This window comes from Pelagibius sp. CAU 1746 (assembly GCF_039839785.1).
Taxonomy (GTDB): Bacteria; Pseudomonadota; Alphaproteobacteria; order Kiloniellales; family Kiloniellaceae; genus Pelagibius.
On sequence record NZ_JBDOQT010000001.1, the window covers coordinates 183081 to 199401 of the forward strand.

Annotated in this window: 14 protein-coding genes; 10 read left to right on the forward strand and 4 right to left on the reverse strand. The window is 68.3% G+C overall.

What is annotated here, in order from left to right; translation table 11 throughout:
- Positions 1-9: 9 nt before the first annotated feature.
- Both AAFN88_RS00840 and AAFN88_RS00845 read right to left on the reverse strand, forming a co-directional pair.
- The gene (locus AAFN88_RS00840) at positions 10-1401 is read right to left on the reverse strand and encodes a NarK family nitrate/nitrite MFS transporter (RefSeq protein ID WP_347517605.1); all 1392 of its coding nucleotides are present in this window, start codon (positions 1399-1401) and stop codon (positions 10-12) included.
- A 68-nt stretch (positions 1402-1469) separates the two neighbouring features.
- Positions 1470-2864: a nitrate/nitrite transporter gene (locus tag AAFN88_RS00845; RefSeq protein ID WP_347517606.1), complete on the reverse strand. Its 1395-nt coding sequence runs from the start codon at positions 2862-2864 to the stop codon at positions 1470-1472.
- A 269-nt stretch (positions 2865-3133) separates the two neighbouring features.
- On the opposite strand from AAFN88_RS00845, the gene AAFN88_RS00850 reads away from it, so the two are divergent.
- The 6 genes from AAFN88_RS00850 to AAFN88_RS00875 all read left to right on the forward strand — a co-directional run bounded on the left by AAFN88_RS00850 (position 3134) and on the right by AAFN88_RS00875 (position 10590).
- Positions 3134-3832 (forward strand): cyclic nucleotide-binding domain-containing protein, encoded by a 699-nt coding sequence (locus tag AAFN88_RS00850; protein WP_347517607.1) that lies wholly within the window; start codon positions 3134-3136, stop codon positions 3830-3832.
- A gap of 33 nt (positions 3833-3865) precedes the next feature.
- Positions 3866-6202, forward strand: a complete 2337-nt coding sequence (locus AAFN88_RS00855; protein ID WP_347517608.1) for a hypothetical protein — start codon at positions 3866-3868, stop codon at positions 6200-6202.
- A gap of 109 nt (positions 6203-6311) precedes the next feature.
- On the forward strand, positions 6312-7382 hold the full coding sequence (pdhA, locus tag AAFN88_RS00860) for a pyruvate dehydrogenase (acetyl-transferring) E1 component subunit alpha (RefSeq protein ID WP_347517609.1): 1071 nt from the start codon (positions 6312-6314) through the stop codon (positions 7380-7382).
- Complete coding sequence (locus AAFN88_RS00865) at positions 7379-8359, forward strand: alpha-ketoacid dehydrogenase subunit beta (protein ID WP_347517610.1); 981 nt, start codon at positions 7379-7381, stop codon at positions 8357-8359. The genes pdhA and AAFN88_RS00865 overlap by 4 nt, the downstream gene beginning before the upstream one ends.
- Complete coding sequence (locus tag AAFN88_RS00870) at positions 8356-9468, forward strand: dihydrolipoamide acetyltransferase family protein (RefSeq protein ID WP_347517611.1); 1113 nt, start codon at positions 8356-8358, stop codon at positions 9466-9468. Before AAFN88_RS00865 ends, AAFN88_RS00870 begins: the two co-directional genes overlap by 4 nt.
- A gap of 15 nt (positions 9469-9483) precedes the next feature.
- Positions 9484-10590: a Glu/Leu/Phe/Val dehydrogenase gene (locus AAFN88_RS00875; RefSeq protein WP_347517612.1), complete on the forward strand. Its 1107-nt coding sequence runs from the start codon at positions 9484-9486 to the stop codon at positions 10588-10590.
- Here AAFN88_RS00875 and AAFN88_RS00880 read toward each other — a convergent pair.
- The gene (locus AAFN88_RS00880) at positions 10587-10877 is read right to left on the reverse strand and encodes a hypothetical protein (RefSeq protein WP_347517613.1); all 291 of its coding nucleotides are present in this window, start codon (positions 10875-10877) and stop codon (positions 10587-10589) included. The genes AAFN88_RS00875 and AAFN88_RS00880 overlap by 4 nt on opposite strands.
- A gap of 172 nt (positions 10878-11049) precedes the next feature.
- On the opposite strand from AAFN88_RS00880, the gene AAFN88_RS00885 reads away from it, so the two are divergent.
- The 3 genes from AAFN88_RS00885 to AAFN88_RS00895 all read left to right on the forward strand — a co-directional run bounded on the left by AAFN88_RS00885 (position 11050) and on the right by AAFN88_RS00895 (position 13889).
- Positions 11050-11976 (forward strand): LysR family transcriptional regulator, encoded by a 927-nt coding sequence (locus tag AAFN88_RS00885; protein WP_347517614.1) that lies wholly within the window; start codon positions 11050-11052, stop codon positions 11974-11976.
- A gap of 126 nt (positions 11977-12102) precedes the next feature.
- Positions 12103-13020: a DUF1932 domain-containing protein gene (locus AAFN88_RS00890; protein WP_347517615.1), complete on the forward strand. Its 918-nt coding sequence runs from the start codon at positions 12103-12105 to the stop codon at positions 13018-13020.
- A gap of 170 nt (positions 13021-13190) precedes the next feature.
- On the forward strand, positions 13191-13889 hold the full coding sequence (locus AAFN88_RS00895; protein WP_347517616.1) for an SDR family oxidoreductase: 699 nt from the start codon (positions 13191-13193) through the stop codon (positions 13887-13889).
- A 244-nt stretch (positions 13890-14133) separates the two neighbouring features.
- On the opposite strand, the gene AAFN88_RS00900 is transcribed toward AAFN88_RS00895, so the two are convergent.
- Positions 14134-14910, reverse strand: a complete 777-nt coding sequence (locus tag AAFN88_RS00900) for a class II aldolase/adducin family protein (RefSeq protein ID WP_347517617.1) — start codon at positions 14908-14910, stop codon at positions 14134-14136.
- A 288-nt stretch (positions 14911-15198) separates the two neighbouring features.
- Between AAFN88_RS00900 and AAFN88_RS00905 the strand changes: the two genes are divergently transcribed.
- On the forward strand, positions 15199-16296 hold the full coding sequence (locus tag AAFN88_RS00905; RefSeq protein WP_347517618.1) for a tricarboxylate transporter: 1098 nt from the start codon (positions 15199-15201) through the stop codon (positions 16294-16296).
- The last annotated feature ends 25 nt before the right edge of the window (positions 16297-16321 follow it).

Sequence of the window (16321 nt, forward strand, 5' to 3'; positions counted from 1 at the left end):
AAAGCAGGCTTAGCAGGGCACGGAGGCGTTGCGCCGGGTGTAGTAAAACCAAGTGATGACCACGCAGACCGCGTAGAAGGCCATGAAGCAGTAGAGCGCCAGTTCCGGCCCGCCGGTCAGCGAGATGGAGGTGCCGTAGGCCTTGGGGATGAAGAAGGCGCCGTAGGCCGCGATCGCCGAGGTGAAGGCGATGATGGCCGCGGATTCCCGCTCGGACTGGCGCAGATGCTGCTGCTCGCTGAGCTGCGGCATGAGGCGCCCGACTTCCTGGCGCAGGATCGTCGGGATCATCTGGAAGGTCGAGGCGTTGCCCACGCCGGTGGCGAAGAACAACAGCATGAACATGGCGAAGAAGCCCCAGAAGGCGCCCGGCTGCGTCTTGATGCCGAGGAAGAAGAGCACGCCGGCCACGGCGACGATCATCACCAGAAAGGTCCAGAAGGTGACGCGGCCGCCGCCGAACTTGTCGGAGACCCAGCCCGTCGCCGCGCGGCTCAGCGCCCCGACCAGTGGACCCAGGAACACGAACTGCAGAGAGTTGATCTCCGGGAACTGGGTCTTGGCCAGCAGCGGGAAGCCGGCCGAGTAGCCGATGAAGGAGCCGAAGGTGCCCGTGTAGAGAATGCACATGACCCAGTTGTGCTTGCGCTGGAAGATGATCGACTGCTCCTTGAAGGAGGCCTTGGCCGAAGCGATGTCGTTCATGCCGAACCAGGCCGCCAGGGTGGCGATCACCAGGAAGGGCACCCAGACGAAGCCGGCGTTCTGCAGCCAGAGCTGCCCGCCGGCGCTGGTGGCCTGCGGCGCGCCGCCGATGGCGCCGAAGACGCCCGCGGTGATGACCAGGGGCACCACGAACTGCATGACGCTGACGCCGGCGTTCCCGAGGCCGGCGTTGAGCGCCAAGGCATGGCCTTTCTCCTTCTTGGGATAGAAGAAGGAGATGTTGGCCATGGAGGAGGCGAAGTTGCCGCCGCCGAAGCCGCAGAGCAGCGCCAGGCCCAGGAAGACCGCGTAGGGGGTCTCGGGGTTCTGCACGGCGAAGCCGATGCCCACCGCCGGGATCAGCAGCGAGGCCGTGGACAGCGTGGTCCAGAGGCGCCCGCCGAAGATCGGCACCATGAAGGAATAGAAGATGCGCAGGGTCGCGCCGGAGAGCCCCGGCAAGGCCGCCAGCCAGAACAGCTCGTCCGTGGTGTAGGCGAAGCCGATGGCCGGCAGCTTGGCGACCACGACCGACCACACCAGCCAGACGGAGAAGGCCAACAGCAGGCAGGGAATCGAGATCCAGAGGTTCTTGGCGGCGACCCTGCGGCCGCCCTTGGCCCAGAAGTCCGGTTCGTCGGGATGCCAGTCGGTCAGGACGTGGCCGCTGGTGGCAACTGTATGAGAAGTGGTCATCGCTTGTGATCCTTGTTGGCGCAGGCGGGCGCCGTCTCTTGGCGCCCGCCCCGCTCAGTCACGCGGTTTCAGTGCGCCGGTTCCATCGGCCGGCTGGGGCCCGAGGGCGTTTGCGGCTGCTGCTTACGGCCGCCGAGCGCACCCTCGTGCTCCGGACCGTGCAGCGAGATCAGCTCAGGCAGTTCCGGCAGACCCGCCAGTTCCTCGCCCAAGGCCGCCCGCTCCATGCGCCGGATGGCGAAGTGCATCCAAAGGAGCGCGATACCGACCAATACGAAGAGCAGCATGAAGGAGCTGGTCCAGACACCGATGACGTCGTTCATCACACCGAAGCAGATCGGCAGGATGAAGCCGCCCAACCCTCCGATCATGCCGACCAGGCCGCCGACCGAGCCGACGTTGTCCGGGTAGTAGACGGGGATGTGCTTGTAGACCGCCGCCTTGCCGAGCGACATGAAGAAGCCCAGGGCCACGGTCAGGACGACGAAGACCGGCAAACCGATGGTGATATTGAAGGCGATCGGTCCCTCGATACCCTGGACCACGTAGTCGGTGGCGGGATAGCTGAGGAAGAAGCAGATCGCGACCGAGGCGACGAAGGTCCAGTACATCACCCGGCGGGCACCGTAGCGGTCGGAAAGGTAGCCGCCGAGGGCGCGGAAGACGCTGCCCGGCAGGGCGTAGGCCGCGGCCAGCATGCCGGCGGTCTTGATGTCCAGACCGTAGACGCCGACGTAGTAGCGCGGCAGCCAGAGGGCCAGCGCGACGAAGGCGCCGAAGACGAAGAAATAGTAGAGCGAGAAACGCCAGACCTGGAGCTTGGCCAGCGGCGAAAGCTGCATGAAGGCCGACTTCGGCTTCTCGCCCCGGGCCTTGCGCTGGGCCGTGGCCGGATCGTCGCGCGTCGTCAGATAGAAGAGGACGGCGGTGATCAGCAGGATGACGGCATAGACCTGCGCCGTCTGCTGCCAGCCGAGCGCCACCAGCAGGAAAGGCGCGCCGAAGTTGGTCACTGCGGCGCCGACGTTGCCCATGCCGAAGATGCCGAGCGCCGTCCCTTGACGCTCCTTCTCGTACCAGCGCGACACGTAGGCGATGCCCACGGCGAAGGAACCGCCCGCCAGGCCGACGCCCAGCGCCGCGACCAGGAACATTTCGTAGGTCGAGACGGTGGAGAGCAGCCACACGGCCACGGCGGTCAAGGCCATGACGGCGCTGTAGACGATGCGTCCGCCGTACTGGTCCGTCCAGATGCCGAGGAAGATGCGGCTCAGGGAGCCCGTGAGGATCGGCGTGGCGACCAGGATGCCGAATTCCGTATCGGACAGGCCCAGGTCCTGTTTGATCTTCACACCGATGATGGAAAAGATGGTCCAAACAGCGAAGCAGACCGTGAAGGCAAAGGTGCTGATGCCCAGCACCTTGTTCTGTTGCCCCGGCGTGACGCCTTGCAGGTCCTGCATGATTCCCTCCTCTGCCGCTGACCAGTAAAGCAGGCTGAGAGGCTGGGCCTCCCAGGCGGGGGGATATTCATCAGACTGCTGCAAGATTTATTTGATGCAGGTCAATTTTTGTAGAACCATTGCTGAAACAAGGATTTGCATATCTTTTTCCTATTTGGGATTAAATTTCTCATACTGTGAAATTACTATTTTTGAATTGAAGACTTGATAAACGTCAAAAACGAAGATTACCTTGCCACGGTGGGGATCAGGCGAGTCGGAGAGTTTCCTTGAGGTCGAACGATATACCCTTGGTGCGAGAGCTGGACCTCTTCGCCGAGATGGCAGAGGCCAACTTCGACGAACTGATGCAAGCGGCCTTCCTGCAGCGCTTCCCGCCGCAAGTGCAACTCATCACCGAGGGCGAGCCCCCCGACTTTCTCTACATCATGGTCGAGGGCGGCGTGGAGCTCTTCGCCTCCAGCAACGGACGCGAGACCTCCATCGAGATCACGCGCCCGGTCACGACCTTCATCCTCGCGGCGGTGCTGCGCGACGCGCCCTACCTGATGTCCGGGCGCACGGTGGAAAGTTCCAAGATCCTGATGGTGCCATCGGAAAACGTGCGGGCGATTTTCGCCCGCGACCACGTTTTCGCCCGCGCCGTGGTGCGCGAGCTGGCAACCCGCTACCGCGGCGTGGTCAAGTCCCTGAAGAACCACAAGCTGCGCAATGCAGTGGAACGTCTGGCCAACTACCTGCTGCGGGCCGAGGCCGATCAGGGCCGCGGCGGCATCGTGCAGTTGCCGATCGACAAGCGCACCCTGGCCGCCCTCCTGGGCATGACGCCGGAGAACCTGTCCCGCGCCTTCGCCACGCTGAAACCCTATGGCGTGGAAGTGAGCGGCCGCGAGATCCGGCTGACCGAGATCGGCGACCTGCAGACCCTGGCCAAGCCCAGCCCGCTGATCGACGACCCGACCACCTGACCACCTGACGACAGGGACGAAAGGACGACCCCCGTGCCCGACCAGCCGCTTGGCAGCCCCGACGATGCCGCCCTGCCGCCCGCGGCCGGCGGCCTGGTGAGCACGCCGCAACGCGGCGCCATTCCGGCGGAAGAGTTGGGCTCGGTGAGCCTGACGCCGGGCGGGGACTTCGTCGCCGGCAGCCACCAGACCTTTACCCTGGTCTACACCGCCGGCAAGTTCGGCATCGACGACTCCGGCTCGCTGCGCATCTGCTTCCGCTTCGCCAGCGACCAGACCCGCCCGCAGTTCGAGAATCCGCAAGGGCCGAACTACACCACCATCGTCGCCTCCAACTCCGCGGTGCTGCAATACCACTACGACCCCAAGGGCAACGTGCGACCCTGGGACCGCACCCTCTATATAAAGGTGGTGCGCGGCTTCCTGCGCGAGGGCGACACCATCACGGTGACCTTCGGCGACCGCTCCCAGGGCTCGCCCGGCATGCGCCTGCAGACCTTCTGCGAGGACAGCTTCGAGTTCCACACCCTGGTCGACCCCATCGCCACCTACTGCTACCAGCCGCTGCCCGAGCAGCCGACGATCCGCATCGTCCCCGGCGCGCCGGAAAGCTTCGTCGCCGTACTGCCGACGCTGAGACGCTGCGGAGAGCCCTTCGCGCTGAAGATCAAGGCCGAGGACCTCTGGGGCAACCCGACGGACAAATGCGACGCGGTGCTGCGCCTGGACAGCAACCTGCCGGTCGACGGCCTGCCGGAGACGCTGCGCCTGGCGCCCGGCGCCTTCGCCGCCACGGTGGAGGGCTTGAGTGTCGCAGCGCCCGGCGAGCTGCGCCTGCGCCTGCTGCACAAGGACGGCAGCCTGGCGGCGGAAGCCAATCCCCTACGGATCGTCGAAGACGCAGCGCTGGTGCACTTCTGGGGCGACCTGCACGGCCAGTCCGAGGAGACCATCGGCACCGGCAGCGCCCGGCAGTACTTCGCCTTCGCCCGCGACCGCGCCTTCCTGGACGCCACCGGCCATCAGGGCAACGATTTCCAGATCACCACGCCTTTCTGGCGTGAGCTCGATGCCCTCTGCGCCGAGTTCGACCGGCCCGGCAGCTTCGTCACCGTTCCCGGCTACGAATGGTCCGGCAACACCGGCCTGGGCGGCGACCGCAACATCTACTTTCCCGAGGAGGGGCGCACCCTGAGGCGCTCCTCCCACGCCCTGGTCGAGGACCGCTCCGACATCGCCAGCGACGCCAACAGCGCCGCCGAGCTGTTCCAGGCCCTGGCCGACAACGAGGAGTGGGACGTGGTCGGCTACGCCCACTGCGGCGGGCGCTACGCCGACGTGAAGATGGCGCACGACGGCCGCTTCGAGAAATCCATGGAGGTGCACAGCTCCTGGGGCAGCTTCGAATGGCTGGTGCAGGACGCCTTCGAGATGGGCTACCGCACCGGCATCGTCGCCAACTCCGACGGCCACAAGGGGCGTCCCGGCGCCAGCTATCCCGGCGCGTCGCTGTTCGGCGCCGTCGGCGGCCTGACCTGCTTCCTGACCGAGGAACTGAGCCGCGCGGCGATCCTCGACTGCCTGCGCAAGCGCCATCACTACGCCACCACCGGCGGCCACGGCGGCCGCCTTTTCATCGATGTGCGGGCGAGCCTGGGCGGTGAGGGCACCCTCTACCACGACGATCCGCGCCTCGGCCCCAGCGAAGGCCGGCCGGCGCGCGAGGCGATCATGGGCGACATCGTCCACCTGCCGGAAGGCGAGGTGGAATTGCGGGTGGACATCGCCGCCGCGGCGCCGATCGAGCGGGTCGACCTCTTCAACGGCCTGGAGCACCTGGAAACGCTGCGCCCCTACGGCGCCCAGGACCTGGGCGACCGCATCCGCGTCGTCTGGGAGGGCGCCGAGTACCGCGGCCGCTTCCGCCAGGTCATCTGGGACGGCCGCGCGCACCTCTCCGGCAACAGCATCGCCGCGGCCCGCCCTATCAACTTCTTCAACCGCGACAAGACCCTGGACCAGATCTCGGAGACCGAGTTGGCCTGGCGGGCGCTGACCACCGGCAACATCGGCGGCTTCGACCTCTGGGTGGCCGATCCCTACGGCGGCACCCTGAAGATCGAGACGCCGCTGGTGAAGTGCGGCCTGCCGCTGGAGGAGATCGGCCTGGAGGATGAGGTCTTCGACGAAAGCGGGGTGCTGCCGCGCACCCTGAAGGTCTTCCGGCTGCCGGGCGAGAACCCGCACCGCAGGATGGCTTTCACGCGGCGCATCGAACTGCGCACCCAGGGCGACAACCCGATCTACATCCGGGTGACGCAGGAGGACGGCACGCTGGCCTGGACCAGTCCGATCTACCTCTACCGCTGACTGCGGGCAACGCCGCAAGACGCGCTTGACCCACGTCAATGTGGTGGCCCGCCGGACCGCCTAACGTCATGCTGGGAACGAATCGCCGTCAACGAAAGGCGCCCGTGGCATGCCGCAGGTTGCGTCCTTCAGCATCGACTATACCGGCTTCCTGGACGCGCAGGGCAAGGCTCTGGGCGCGCTGCCCGCCTTCGCCCGGAACGTCGAGACTCTGACCCGTCTCTACAAGGCCATGGTGCTGACCCGCAGCTTCGACGCCAAGGCGGTGTCGCTGCAGCGCACGGGGCGGCTCGGCACCTTCGCCTCCTCCCTGGGCCAGGAGGCGGTGGCCGTCGGCCTGGGCGATGCCCTGCGCCCGGAAGACGTCCTGCTGCCGTCCTTCCGCGAACAGGGCGCACAGTTCCTGCGCGGCGTCGCCATGACCGACCTGCTGCTCTACTGGGGCGGCGACGAACGCGGCAGCGACTATGCCGGACCGCGCCAGGACTTTCCGATCTGCGTGCCGGTCGGAACGCAAGCGCCCCACGCCGCCGGCGTCGCGCTGGCCTTTAAGCTGCGCGGTGAGGCGCGGGTGGCGGCCTGCGTCTTCGGCGACGGCGCGACCTCGCGCGGCGACGTCTACGAGGCCATGAACTTCGCCGCCCTGCAGGCCTTGCCGCTGGTCTTCGTCATCAACAACAACCAGTGGGCCATTTCCGTGCCGCGCGCGCGGCAGACCGCGGCGGAAACCCTGGCGCAGAAAGCCGTCGCCGCCGGCATGCCCGGCGCACAGGTCGACGGCAACGACGTCATCGCCGTGCGCCATGTGGTGGGCGAGGCCGTCGAGCGGGCGCGCCGTGGCGGCGGGCCGGCGCTGGTCGAGGCCCTGACCTACCGCCTCAGCGACCACACCACGGCGGACGACGCCGGCCGCTACCGCGACGATGCCGAGGTCAGCGCACGCTGGAAGCAGGACCCCGTCGCCCGCCTGCGGACCTATCTCGGCGAGGCCGGCCACTGGACCAAGGCGGCGGAGGAGGCGCTGATCGAGGACTGCGCGGCGCAGGTCGCGGCGGCGGCGGAAGACTACCTCGCGACTCCCCCTCTGCCGCCGGCGGCCATGTTCGACCACCTCTACGCGGAGCTGCCGGCCGCCCTCCGGGCGCAGCGCGACGCAGCGGCGGAGAGTGAAGAAGGATGAGCGAACTGACTCTCGTCGAAGCCGTGCGCCTGGCTCTGGCCCGCGCCATGGGCGACGACGAGACGGTGCTGCTGCTGGGCGAGGACGTCGGCATCGACGGCGGCGTCTTCCGCGCCACCGAGGGGCTGCTCGCGCGCTTCGGCGCGGCGCGGGTGATCGACACGCCGCTGTCGGAGTCCCTCTTTACCGGCCTGGCCGTCGGGCTCGGCGCCCAGGGGTTCCGTCCGGTGATCGAGTACCAGTTCATGGGCTTCATGTACCCGGCCATCGACCAGGTGCTGAACCACGCCGGGCGCCTGCGCAACCGCACCCGCGGACGCCTCTCCTGCCCCATGGTGATCCGTGCGCCCTACGGCGGCGGCATCCACGCGCCGGAGCATCACTCGGAAAGCATGGAGGCCCTCTTTGCCCACATCCCCGGCATCCGCGTGGTGATCCCCTCCTCCCCGGCCAAGGCCTACGGCCTGCTGCTGGCCGCGATCCGCGATCCCGATCCGGTGGTTTTCCTGGAGCCCAAACGCATCTACCGGGCGACCAAGGAAGAGGTCTGCGACGACGGCAGCGCCCTGCCGCTCGACACCTGCTTTACCCTGCGCGAGGGCCGCGACGTGACCCTGGTCTCCTGGGGCGCCATGCTGCGGGAAACCCTGGCGGCGGCGGAGACCCTGGCCGCCGAGGGCAAGGAGGCCGAAGTGATCGACGTCGCCACCCTGAAGCCTTTGGACATGGACACCATCCTCGCCTCGGTGGCGCGCACGGGGCGCTGCGTCATCGTCCAGGAAGCACCCTTGAGCGGCGGGGTCGGCGCCGAGATCGCCGCCGGCCTGGCCGACCGCGGGCTGGTCGACCTGCTGGCGCCCGTCGGGCGCGTCGCCGGCTACGACACGGTGATGCCGCTGCCGCGCCTGGAAGCCCACTACATGCCCACGGAGCAGCGAATCCTGCGCAAAGCGCGCGAGACGCTGGCCTACACATGACGACCTTCAAGCTGCCCGATCTCGGCGAAGGCCTGCAGGATGCGGAAATCGTCTCCTGGCACGTCGGGCCCGGCGACCGTGTGGTGGCCGACCAGCCCCTGGTCTCGGTGGAGACCGACAAGGCGGTGGTGGAGATCCCCTCGCCCCAGTCCGGACGCATCGCCAAGACCTTCGGGGCGCCCGGCGACATCGTCGAGATCGGCGCGCCGCTGGTCGAGTTCGAGAGCGCGGCCGCCGAAGACAAGGGCACCGTGGTCGGCAGCATCGCGGCGGCGGAACAGCCGAAGGCCGCGCCCGGGAAAGCCGCCGCAGCCGAGACGGCGAAGACCGGCCCCGGTGTGAAGGCCGCCCCCGCCGTGCGCGCCCTGGCCAAGCGCCTGGGCGTCGACCTCTCCCACGTGGCGGCCAGCGGACCGGAGGGCGCGGTGCTGGCCAGCGACGTGGAGCGCGCCGCCGCCGCTATTGGAGCGGCCGGACCGCCGGAACCGCTGCGCGGCGTGCGCCGGGCCATGGCGCTCAACATGGCCCGCGCCCATGCCGAGGTGGTGCCGGCCACGGTGACGGAAGAGGCCGACATTCATGCCTGGGCGCAAGGCAGCGACGCCACGCTGCGCCTGGTGCGCGCCATCGTCGCCGGCTGCGCGGCCGAGCCGGCGCTGAACGCCTGGTTCCTGGGTATGGAGACCGGGCGCCGCCTGCACGACAGGGTCGACCTGGGCATCGCCATGGACACCGAGGACGGCCTTTTCGTGCCGGTGCTGCGCGATGTCGGCGGGCGCACCACCGCCGACCTGCGCCAGGGCCTCGAGCGCATGAAGGCCGACGTGCGCGCGCGCCGCGTGCCGCCGAAGGAACTGCGCGGCCAGACCATCACCCTCTCCAACTTCGGCATGTTCGGCGGCCGCCACGCGGCCCTGGTGGTGCTGCCGCCCCAGGTGGCGATCCTCGGCGCCGGCCGCATCGCCGAGCGCGCCGTGGCCTATGATGGCCGGCTCGCGGTGCGCCGCGTGCTGCCGCTGTCGCTCACCTTCGACCACCGCGCCGTGATGGGCGGCGAAGCCTCACGCTTCCTCGCCACCGCGGTGCGGGATCTCGAACAGCCGGAATGACTTGAGGAACTGCCGATGGAGGACGCTTTCCGCTTCTGCGACAATCTGGGCCCCGCCAAGGTCATCCACATCTACGAGACCCACAGCGGCCTCAACGCCATCCTGGTGGTCGACAACGTGGCGCGCGGCCCGGCCATCGGCGGCGTGCGCATGGCCCCCGACGTCTCCACCGAGGAATGCTTCCGCCTGGCCCGCGCCATGACCTTCAAGAATGCCGCAGCGGACCTGCGCCACGGCGGCGGCAAGGCGGTGATCGTCGGCGACCCCCGGATGCCGCCGGAAGGAAAGGCACGGCTGATCCGCGCCTTCGCCGCCGCCATCGCCGAGGTGAGCGACTATATCCCCGGACCGGACATGGGCACCGACGAGACCTGCATGGCCTGGATCCACGACGAGATCGGCCGCTGCGTCGGCCTGCCTTCCGTCCTGGGCGGCATCCCCCTGGACGAGATCGGCGCCACCGGCTTCGGCCTCAGCATCGCCGTCGACGTGGCGCGCGGCTTCTGCGACCTGGACCTGCAAGGCGCGCGCGTCGCGGTGCAGGGCTTCGGCTCCGTCGGCAGGCACGCCGCGCGCTTCCTGGCCGAGAAGGGGGCGGTTCTGGTGGCCGCTGCCGATTCCAAGGTGACGCTCGCCGATCCCGCGGGCCTCGACATCGAGGCGCTGGCCGCACTCAAGGACTCCGGCAGGAACCTGGGCGACCACCCGGCCGGCGAAAAGCTGGACCGCGACGCCGTGGTCGGCGTCGACTGCGACATCTGGATTCCCGCCGCCCGCCCCGACGTCATCCGCGAGGACAATGTCGACCAGGTGAAAGCGAAGCTGGTGGTGGAAGGCGCCAACATTCCCGTCACCGCGGAGGCCGAGGCGGCGCTGCACGACCGCGGCGTCCTCGTCATCCCGGACTTCATCGCCAACGCCGGCGGCGTCATCTGCGGCGCTGTCGAGTTTGCCGGCGGCGGCGAGCGCCAGGCCTTCGACGCCATCGAGGAGAAGGTACGCCGCAACACCCGCGCGGTGCTGGAGGCCAGCCGCGACGACAGAGTGGCGCCCCGCGCCGCCGCCGTCACCCTGGCCCGTCAGAGGGTCGAGGCCGCCACGGCCCTGCGCCGCTGGGCCTAGAGACCGCGGGGATGCCCGGCAGCGCCGGCCCGCCGGTCCTGCGCGGCGCGGGCTTCTTCATAGACCCGCGCGACGATCTCGTTTCTCTCAAGGCCCAGACGCTTGAGGTCGGCGTCACTGAGCGACGACAGCCGGTCAATGGCGCGGCTGACGCTGCGCCAGAAGAAAACCGCGGCGACCCAGGCGCCCAGCGCCGCCCAGGCACGGGCCAGGAGGCCGCGCCCGGTGCCGCCGGCGGAGAGGGCGCCGGTCAGCGCCGCGTCCTGGCTTTTCGCATGAGAGGCCATCTTTCCTTCTCCCGGTCCCCGCGCGCCGCTGCGGATGCTCGATACCGGCGATCCGGCCGGCGCAGCGCGGGACCCTGGCTGCCGTCAAAGAAATTTCCCCCTCTGACTACTGGCCTGGGATGCAGATATCCAATATATTGATAGACCGTTATTCATATCGAACCGATATGTCATGGACCTGCGCCACCTGCGTTACTTCGTTGCCGTGGCCGAGGAAGGCCACGTCACCCGCGCCGCCGAGCGCCTGGGCATTCAGCAGCCGCCCCTGAGTCAGCAGATCAAGGCGCTGGAGGGGGAGCTGGAGGTGCAGCTCTTCCGCCGCAAGCCCCGCGGGGTGGAACTGACGGAGGCCGGCGAAAGCCTGCTGGAAGACGCACGCCGCATCCTGGGAGAAGTCGAGGGCGCCCTGCTGCGGGCACGCCACACGGCGCGCGGCGAACTCGGCCGGCTGGCGGTGGGCTTCACCGCGTCTTCGCCCTTTCACCCCTTCGTGACGCGCCTGCTGCGCGATTTCCGCAGCCGCCATCCCCGGGTCATCATGACCCTTGAGGAGATGGGATCCTCCGAGCTGGTCGAGGCGGTGCAGGCCGAACGCCTGGACGTGGCCTTCATCCGTCCGGCCATCCCGCCCGGCGAGGGCGTGACGCTCCACGACCTGTTGGAAGAACCGATGGTGGCGGCGCTACCGGCAGATCATCGCCTGGCCACCGCCTCGCGCCGGCCGCTGCGCCTGGAGGCCCTGGCGGCCGAGCCCTTCATCCTCTACCGCCGCGCCTCCGGTCCCGGCCTCTACGACGCTATCGTCGGCGCCTGCCGCACCGCCGGCTTCACGCCGCGCACCGAGCAGGAAGCGCCGCGCATCACCGCAACCCTAAACCTGGTGGCGGCGGGCCTGGGCGTCACCCTAGTGCCGCGCTCGCTGTCCGGGCTGCAGCCGGAATCCATCGTCTACCGCCCGCTCGGCGCGGTGCCGGGCCTGGCGGCGCCGATCCGCCTCGTCGCGCGCAAGACGGACCACTCGGCCGCCGCCCGGCGTTTCGTCGCGCTGGCCCAACAGGAGGCGCGGCGCCACAACAAGTCCCGCGCCGCGAAGAGCTAGCGCCTGCACGAAGCGCCGCCGCACGCGTTTCTTATCGCCGCGGCACAGAATTTCTAGGCAGGCGGCGACTGCCGGCTCGCCCGTCCTCCGGCGGCCCTATATCCTGGACTCATCCGGAGGAGCGACATGAGCGAGCAGCACGACACCGCGCCCAAGGCCCTGACCTTCATCGGCTTCGGCGAGGCCGGCCGGGCCATGGTGGCTGGCCTGCGCGAGGAAAACCCCACGCTGGAGATCCATCTCTGGGACATCCGTTTCAAGGACGACGACAGCACGGACATGCGCGCCACCGCCGCGGCCCTGAACGCGGTCTGCCACGACGACCTGGGCCCGGCCGTAGGCGCCGGCGAGATCGTGCTCTCCACCGTGGTCGCCAAGCAGGCGGTCGCCGTGGCCAAGGCCGCGGCGCCCAGCATGAAGCCCGGCCGGATCTACGTCGACCTCAACTCCGCGGCGCCGCGCACCAAGCTGGACGTCGCCGAAGCCCTGAAAGCCAGCGGCTGCAGCGTGCTTGACGGCGCCATCCTTTCACCCGTGCCCAAGCACGGCCACAGGGTGCCGATCCTGCTCTGCGGCCCCGAGGCGGCGCGCGCCACGGCGAAGCTGGCGGCCCTCGGCTTCAATGTCGAAGACGGCGGCGCGACCCTGGGCGCCGCTTCGGCCACCAAGATGCTGCGCTCCATCATGATCAAGGGCGTCGAGGCGCTGTTCCTGGAGTGCGTCGCGGCAGCCAGTCAGTTCGGCGCCTCCCAGCGGGTTCTGGAATCCCTGCAGCCGAGCCTGCCGGGCCTCGACTGGCCGGAGCGGGCGCGCTACCTCACATCGCGCAGCGCCCTGCACGGCACGCGCCGCGCGGCGGAGATGACCGAAGCGGCGACCATGCTGCGCGATATGGGGATCGAGCCCATGATGGCCGAGGCCGCGGCCAGACGCATCGCCTGGGCTGCCGGACAGGGGCTGAAAGACGGCCTCGTCGACGACGCCTTCCCCACGGTCGAGGCCATGGAAAGGGCCTTTCCCCGCAAGGCCGCGCCGGACACCTGAACCCGGCCCCGGCCAGGGCCCCAGCCAGGAACAGGCAGCCAGGAACAGGCAGCCAGGAACAGGCAGCCAGGGCGGGTTGTCTCGGGCATTCGGACGCCGCCTTCGCGAGTAACACCGATCCTCGCCACCGTGCCATAGTGATTCTTTCAAACAGACGGGGAGCCACAGCCATGTCCAAGCGGGCTTTGATCGTTGGCGGCAGCGGCGGAATCGGCAGGGGCATCGCCGTCCGCCTCGCCGCCGATGGCTGGAACATCCTGGCCCATGGGCGCAAGGAAGACGCCCTGGCCGAGACTTTGGCGGCAGTAGCCGGAGCCGGAGGCTCGGGCGAGAGCTTCCAGGCGGAACTGACGGACCCCGTCCAGGTCGCCGCCCTGGCGGACTGGGCCGGGCGCGGCGGCCGCCTGGACGCGGTGGTTTGGACGGCGGCCGGCGGCCGCTCCGTGCCGACGGCGCCCGAGAGCTTCGAGGAGTGGGACCGCACCCTGGCGGGCATTCTCCATGCGCCCATGCGCCTGACGGCCCTGACCTTGCCGGCGGTACGCGCCGCCCAGGGCGCCTATCTCTATCTCTGCGGCATGTACGCCAAAATCGGGATGGCGAAGATGGCCGCCCACTGCGCGGGCCGGCACGGCCTGGAAGGCTTCGCCAAGGCGCTTTTCGAGGAGGTCCGCGAGGACGGCGTACGCGTGACCCTGCTGCACCCCGGCTTCGTCAATACCGCCATGACCAACCCGGAACGGCTGGATCCCGCAAAATGCGTTCAGGTCGAGGACATCGCCGAGATGGCGGCCCTGGCCGTCACCCTGCCGGCCAACGCCTGCGTCACCGAGATGTTGGTGCGCCCGCAGCGTTCGCCCTACCGCTAGAGCGGATCAGGGTCGGCCGGAATCGCCGAAGGCGATCCATCGGTCCTGTGAATCTGCTCTATACCTTATTGGATAGATCGGATTCACACGATCGGACGGGACCGCATTGCGTTTCCGTCTAATCGTGATCCGATCCAGGCGGTCCGGTCCACGCAGCGAGAAAAAGGGAAAGGGTCCTTGCGGCCTCTCCCTTGAGTTCGCGAACAGAGCCTCCTGCCTGAGGGGAACATCCGTCCTTTGCGCATCAGTCCTTGTAGGAGGGGTCGATGCGATCGAGCTTGCGGCGCAGCGCCGGCCACTCGACCTTGCCGATGGGACGATAGCCCTTTTCGGAGTTGTTGAACCTGTTGCGCTCGATGGTGGTGCGCTGCACCTCCTCGGGGATGGGGTTCAGCTCGGCGCCCGACTGCTGGAAGGCAAGCTGCATGTAGCAGGCGCGCTCGGCCCGGTACATCCACATGAAAGCTTCGCCCGTGCTGCGCCCGACGGTCAGGAGCCCGTGGTTGCGCAGGATCAGCACGTTGTTGTCGCCCAAGTCGCGCACGATGCTCTCGCGCTCGTCGAGGTCGGTGGCGATTCCTTGGTAGTCGTGATAGCCGGTCTGGGCGATCACCGCCATGGCGTGCTGGGTGATCGGCAGCAACCCGTCTTTCTGGGTCGCAACGCCGGTGCCGGCGCGGGTATGGGTGTGGATCACGCAGGCGACGTCCGGCCGCGCCATATGGATGGCGCCGTGGATGACGAAGCCCGCCGGATTGATGCTGTAGTCCGTCGGCGAGAGGATACCGCCCTCCTGATCCACCTTCACAAGGCTGGAGGCGGTGATCTCGTCGAACATCAGCCCGAAGGGGTTGATGAGAAAGTGATCCTCCGGCCCCGGCACCCGCGCCGAGAGGTGCGTGGCCAGCAGGTCCGACCAGCCGTAGTGGTCGACCAGGCGGAAGGCGGCGGCGAGGTCGACGCGCATCTCCCATTCCTCGGGCGGACAATCGATCTTGGGGGCTTCCTGCGGCATGGCCATGGGGAAGGGTCCTTCAGGCAAGGGTCGGCAAGCAAGAGGTCGGCAGGCAGGGGCCGGAAATCGCAAATGGCCGCGCTGCGCCGGCCATTAGAACTCAACCCGCCATGCCCCCGCCAGGGCCAGGAAGTCATTGCACACGAAAGTAATAGGCATCGCACATAAGTAATCCCTGAGTGCTTGGCGCAAGGAACAGACCTCATTAAGGTGAGTTCAACCGGGCAGCACGCACCGGACAACTCAAGGCACGTCAACGCCTTTTGGGGCGGGATTCACTCGAGGGAGGACAATATGTCTGTTTTCAAGACCACCTGTGGGGTGGCATTCGGCCTCGCGGCCGCCGCAGCCGTTTCAACCCAGGCCTTTGCCGCCGGCGACGGACTCAACCTGGAGGGCAAGACGGTCGAATTCGTGATTCCCTTCTCGGAATCCGGCGGCTCCGCACGCTGGGCGAACTTCTACGCGCCGCTGCTCAGCGAGGCGCTGCCCGGCAATCCCACCGTCGTGGTGCGCTATCGCCCCGGTGCCGGCTCGACCAAGGGCGCCAACTGGTTCCAGGAGCAGGATACCGCCGACGGCACGCTGATCTTCGGCTCCTCCGGCTCGACCCAGTTCCCCTACCTGCTGGGCGACCCGCGCGTGCGCTACGAATACAACGACTGGCAGGTCGTGCTGGCCTCCGGCGTCGGCGGCGTCAGCTACCTGCCGCCCGACATCGCCAAGCGCTTCGACGGCGACGCCGACGACCTGGGCGACATCGATTTCATCTGGGGCAGCCAGGGCGCCACGCGCCTGGATCTGGTCGCCAACCTGGCCTGGAAGATGCTGGGCATGAAGGTGGTGCCGGTCTTCGGCATCGAGGGCCGGGGCGACGGCCGCCTGATGTTCGAGCGCGGCGAAGCCAACATCGACTACCAGACCTCGCCGGCCTATCTGCGCAGCGTCGTGCCGATGGTCGAGCAGGGCCTGGCCGTGCCGATGATGACCTGGGGCTCGCTGGACGACGACGGCAACATCGTGCGTGATCCCACCTTCCCGGACATCCCGACCTTCAAGGAGGTCTGCGAGAAGACGGCGGCCTGCGAGACCAAGGGCGACGCCTGGGACGCCTGGAAGGCCTTCTTCATCGCCGGCTTCCCGGCCCAGAAGATGGTGTTCCTGCCCAAGACCGCCCCCAAGGAGGTTGTCGACGGCTATGAGGCCGCCTTCAAGAAGATCCTCGCCCGCTCTGACTTCCAGCAGATGGCTGAGAAGACCCTGGGCAAGGATCCGCAGATGACCGGCAAGGCTGCCAACAACGCGAAGAAGCTGGCAACCACTGTCCCACCTTCGGCCAAGCAGTTCGTGATCGACTGGCTGAAGGCGGACTACGACGTTTCGCTGCAGTAGCCGCGGCATCGGCGATCGGCCCCAC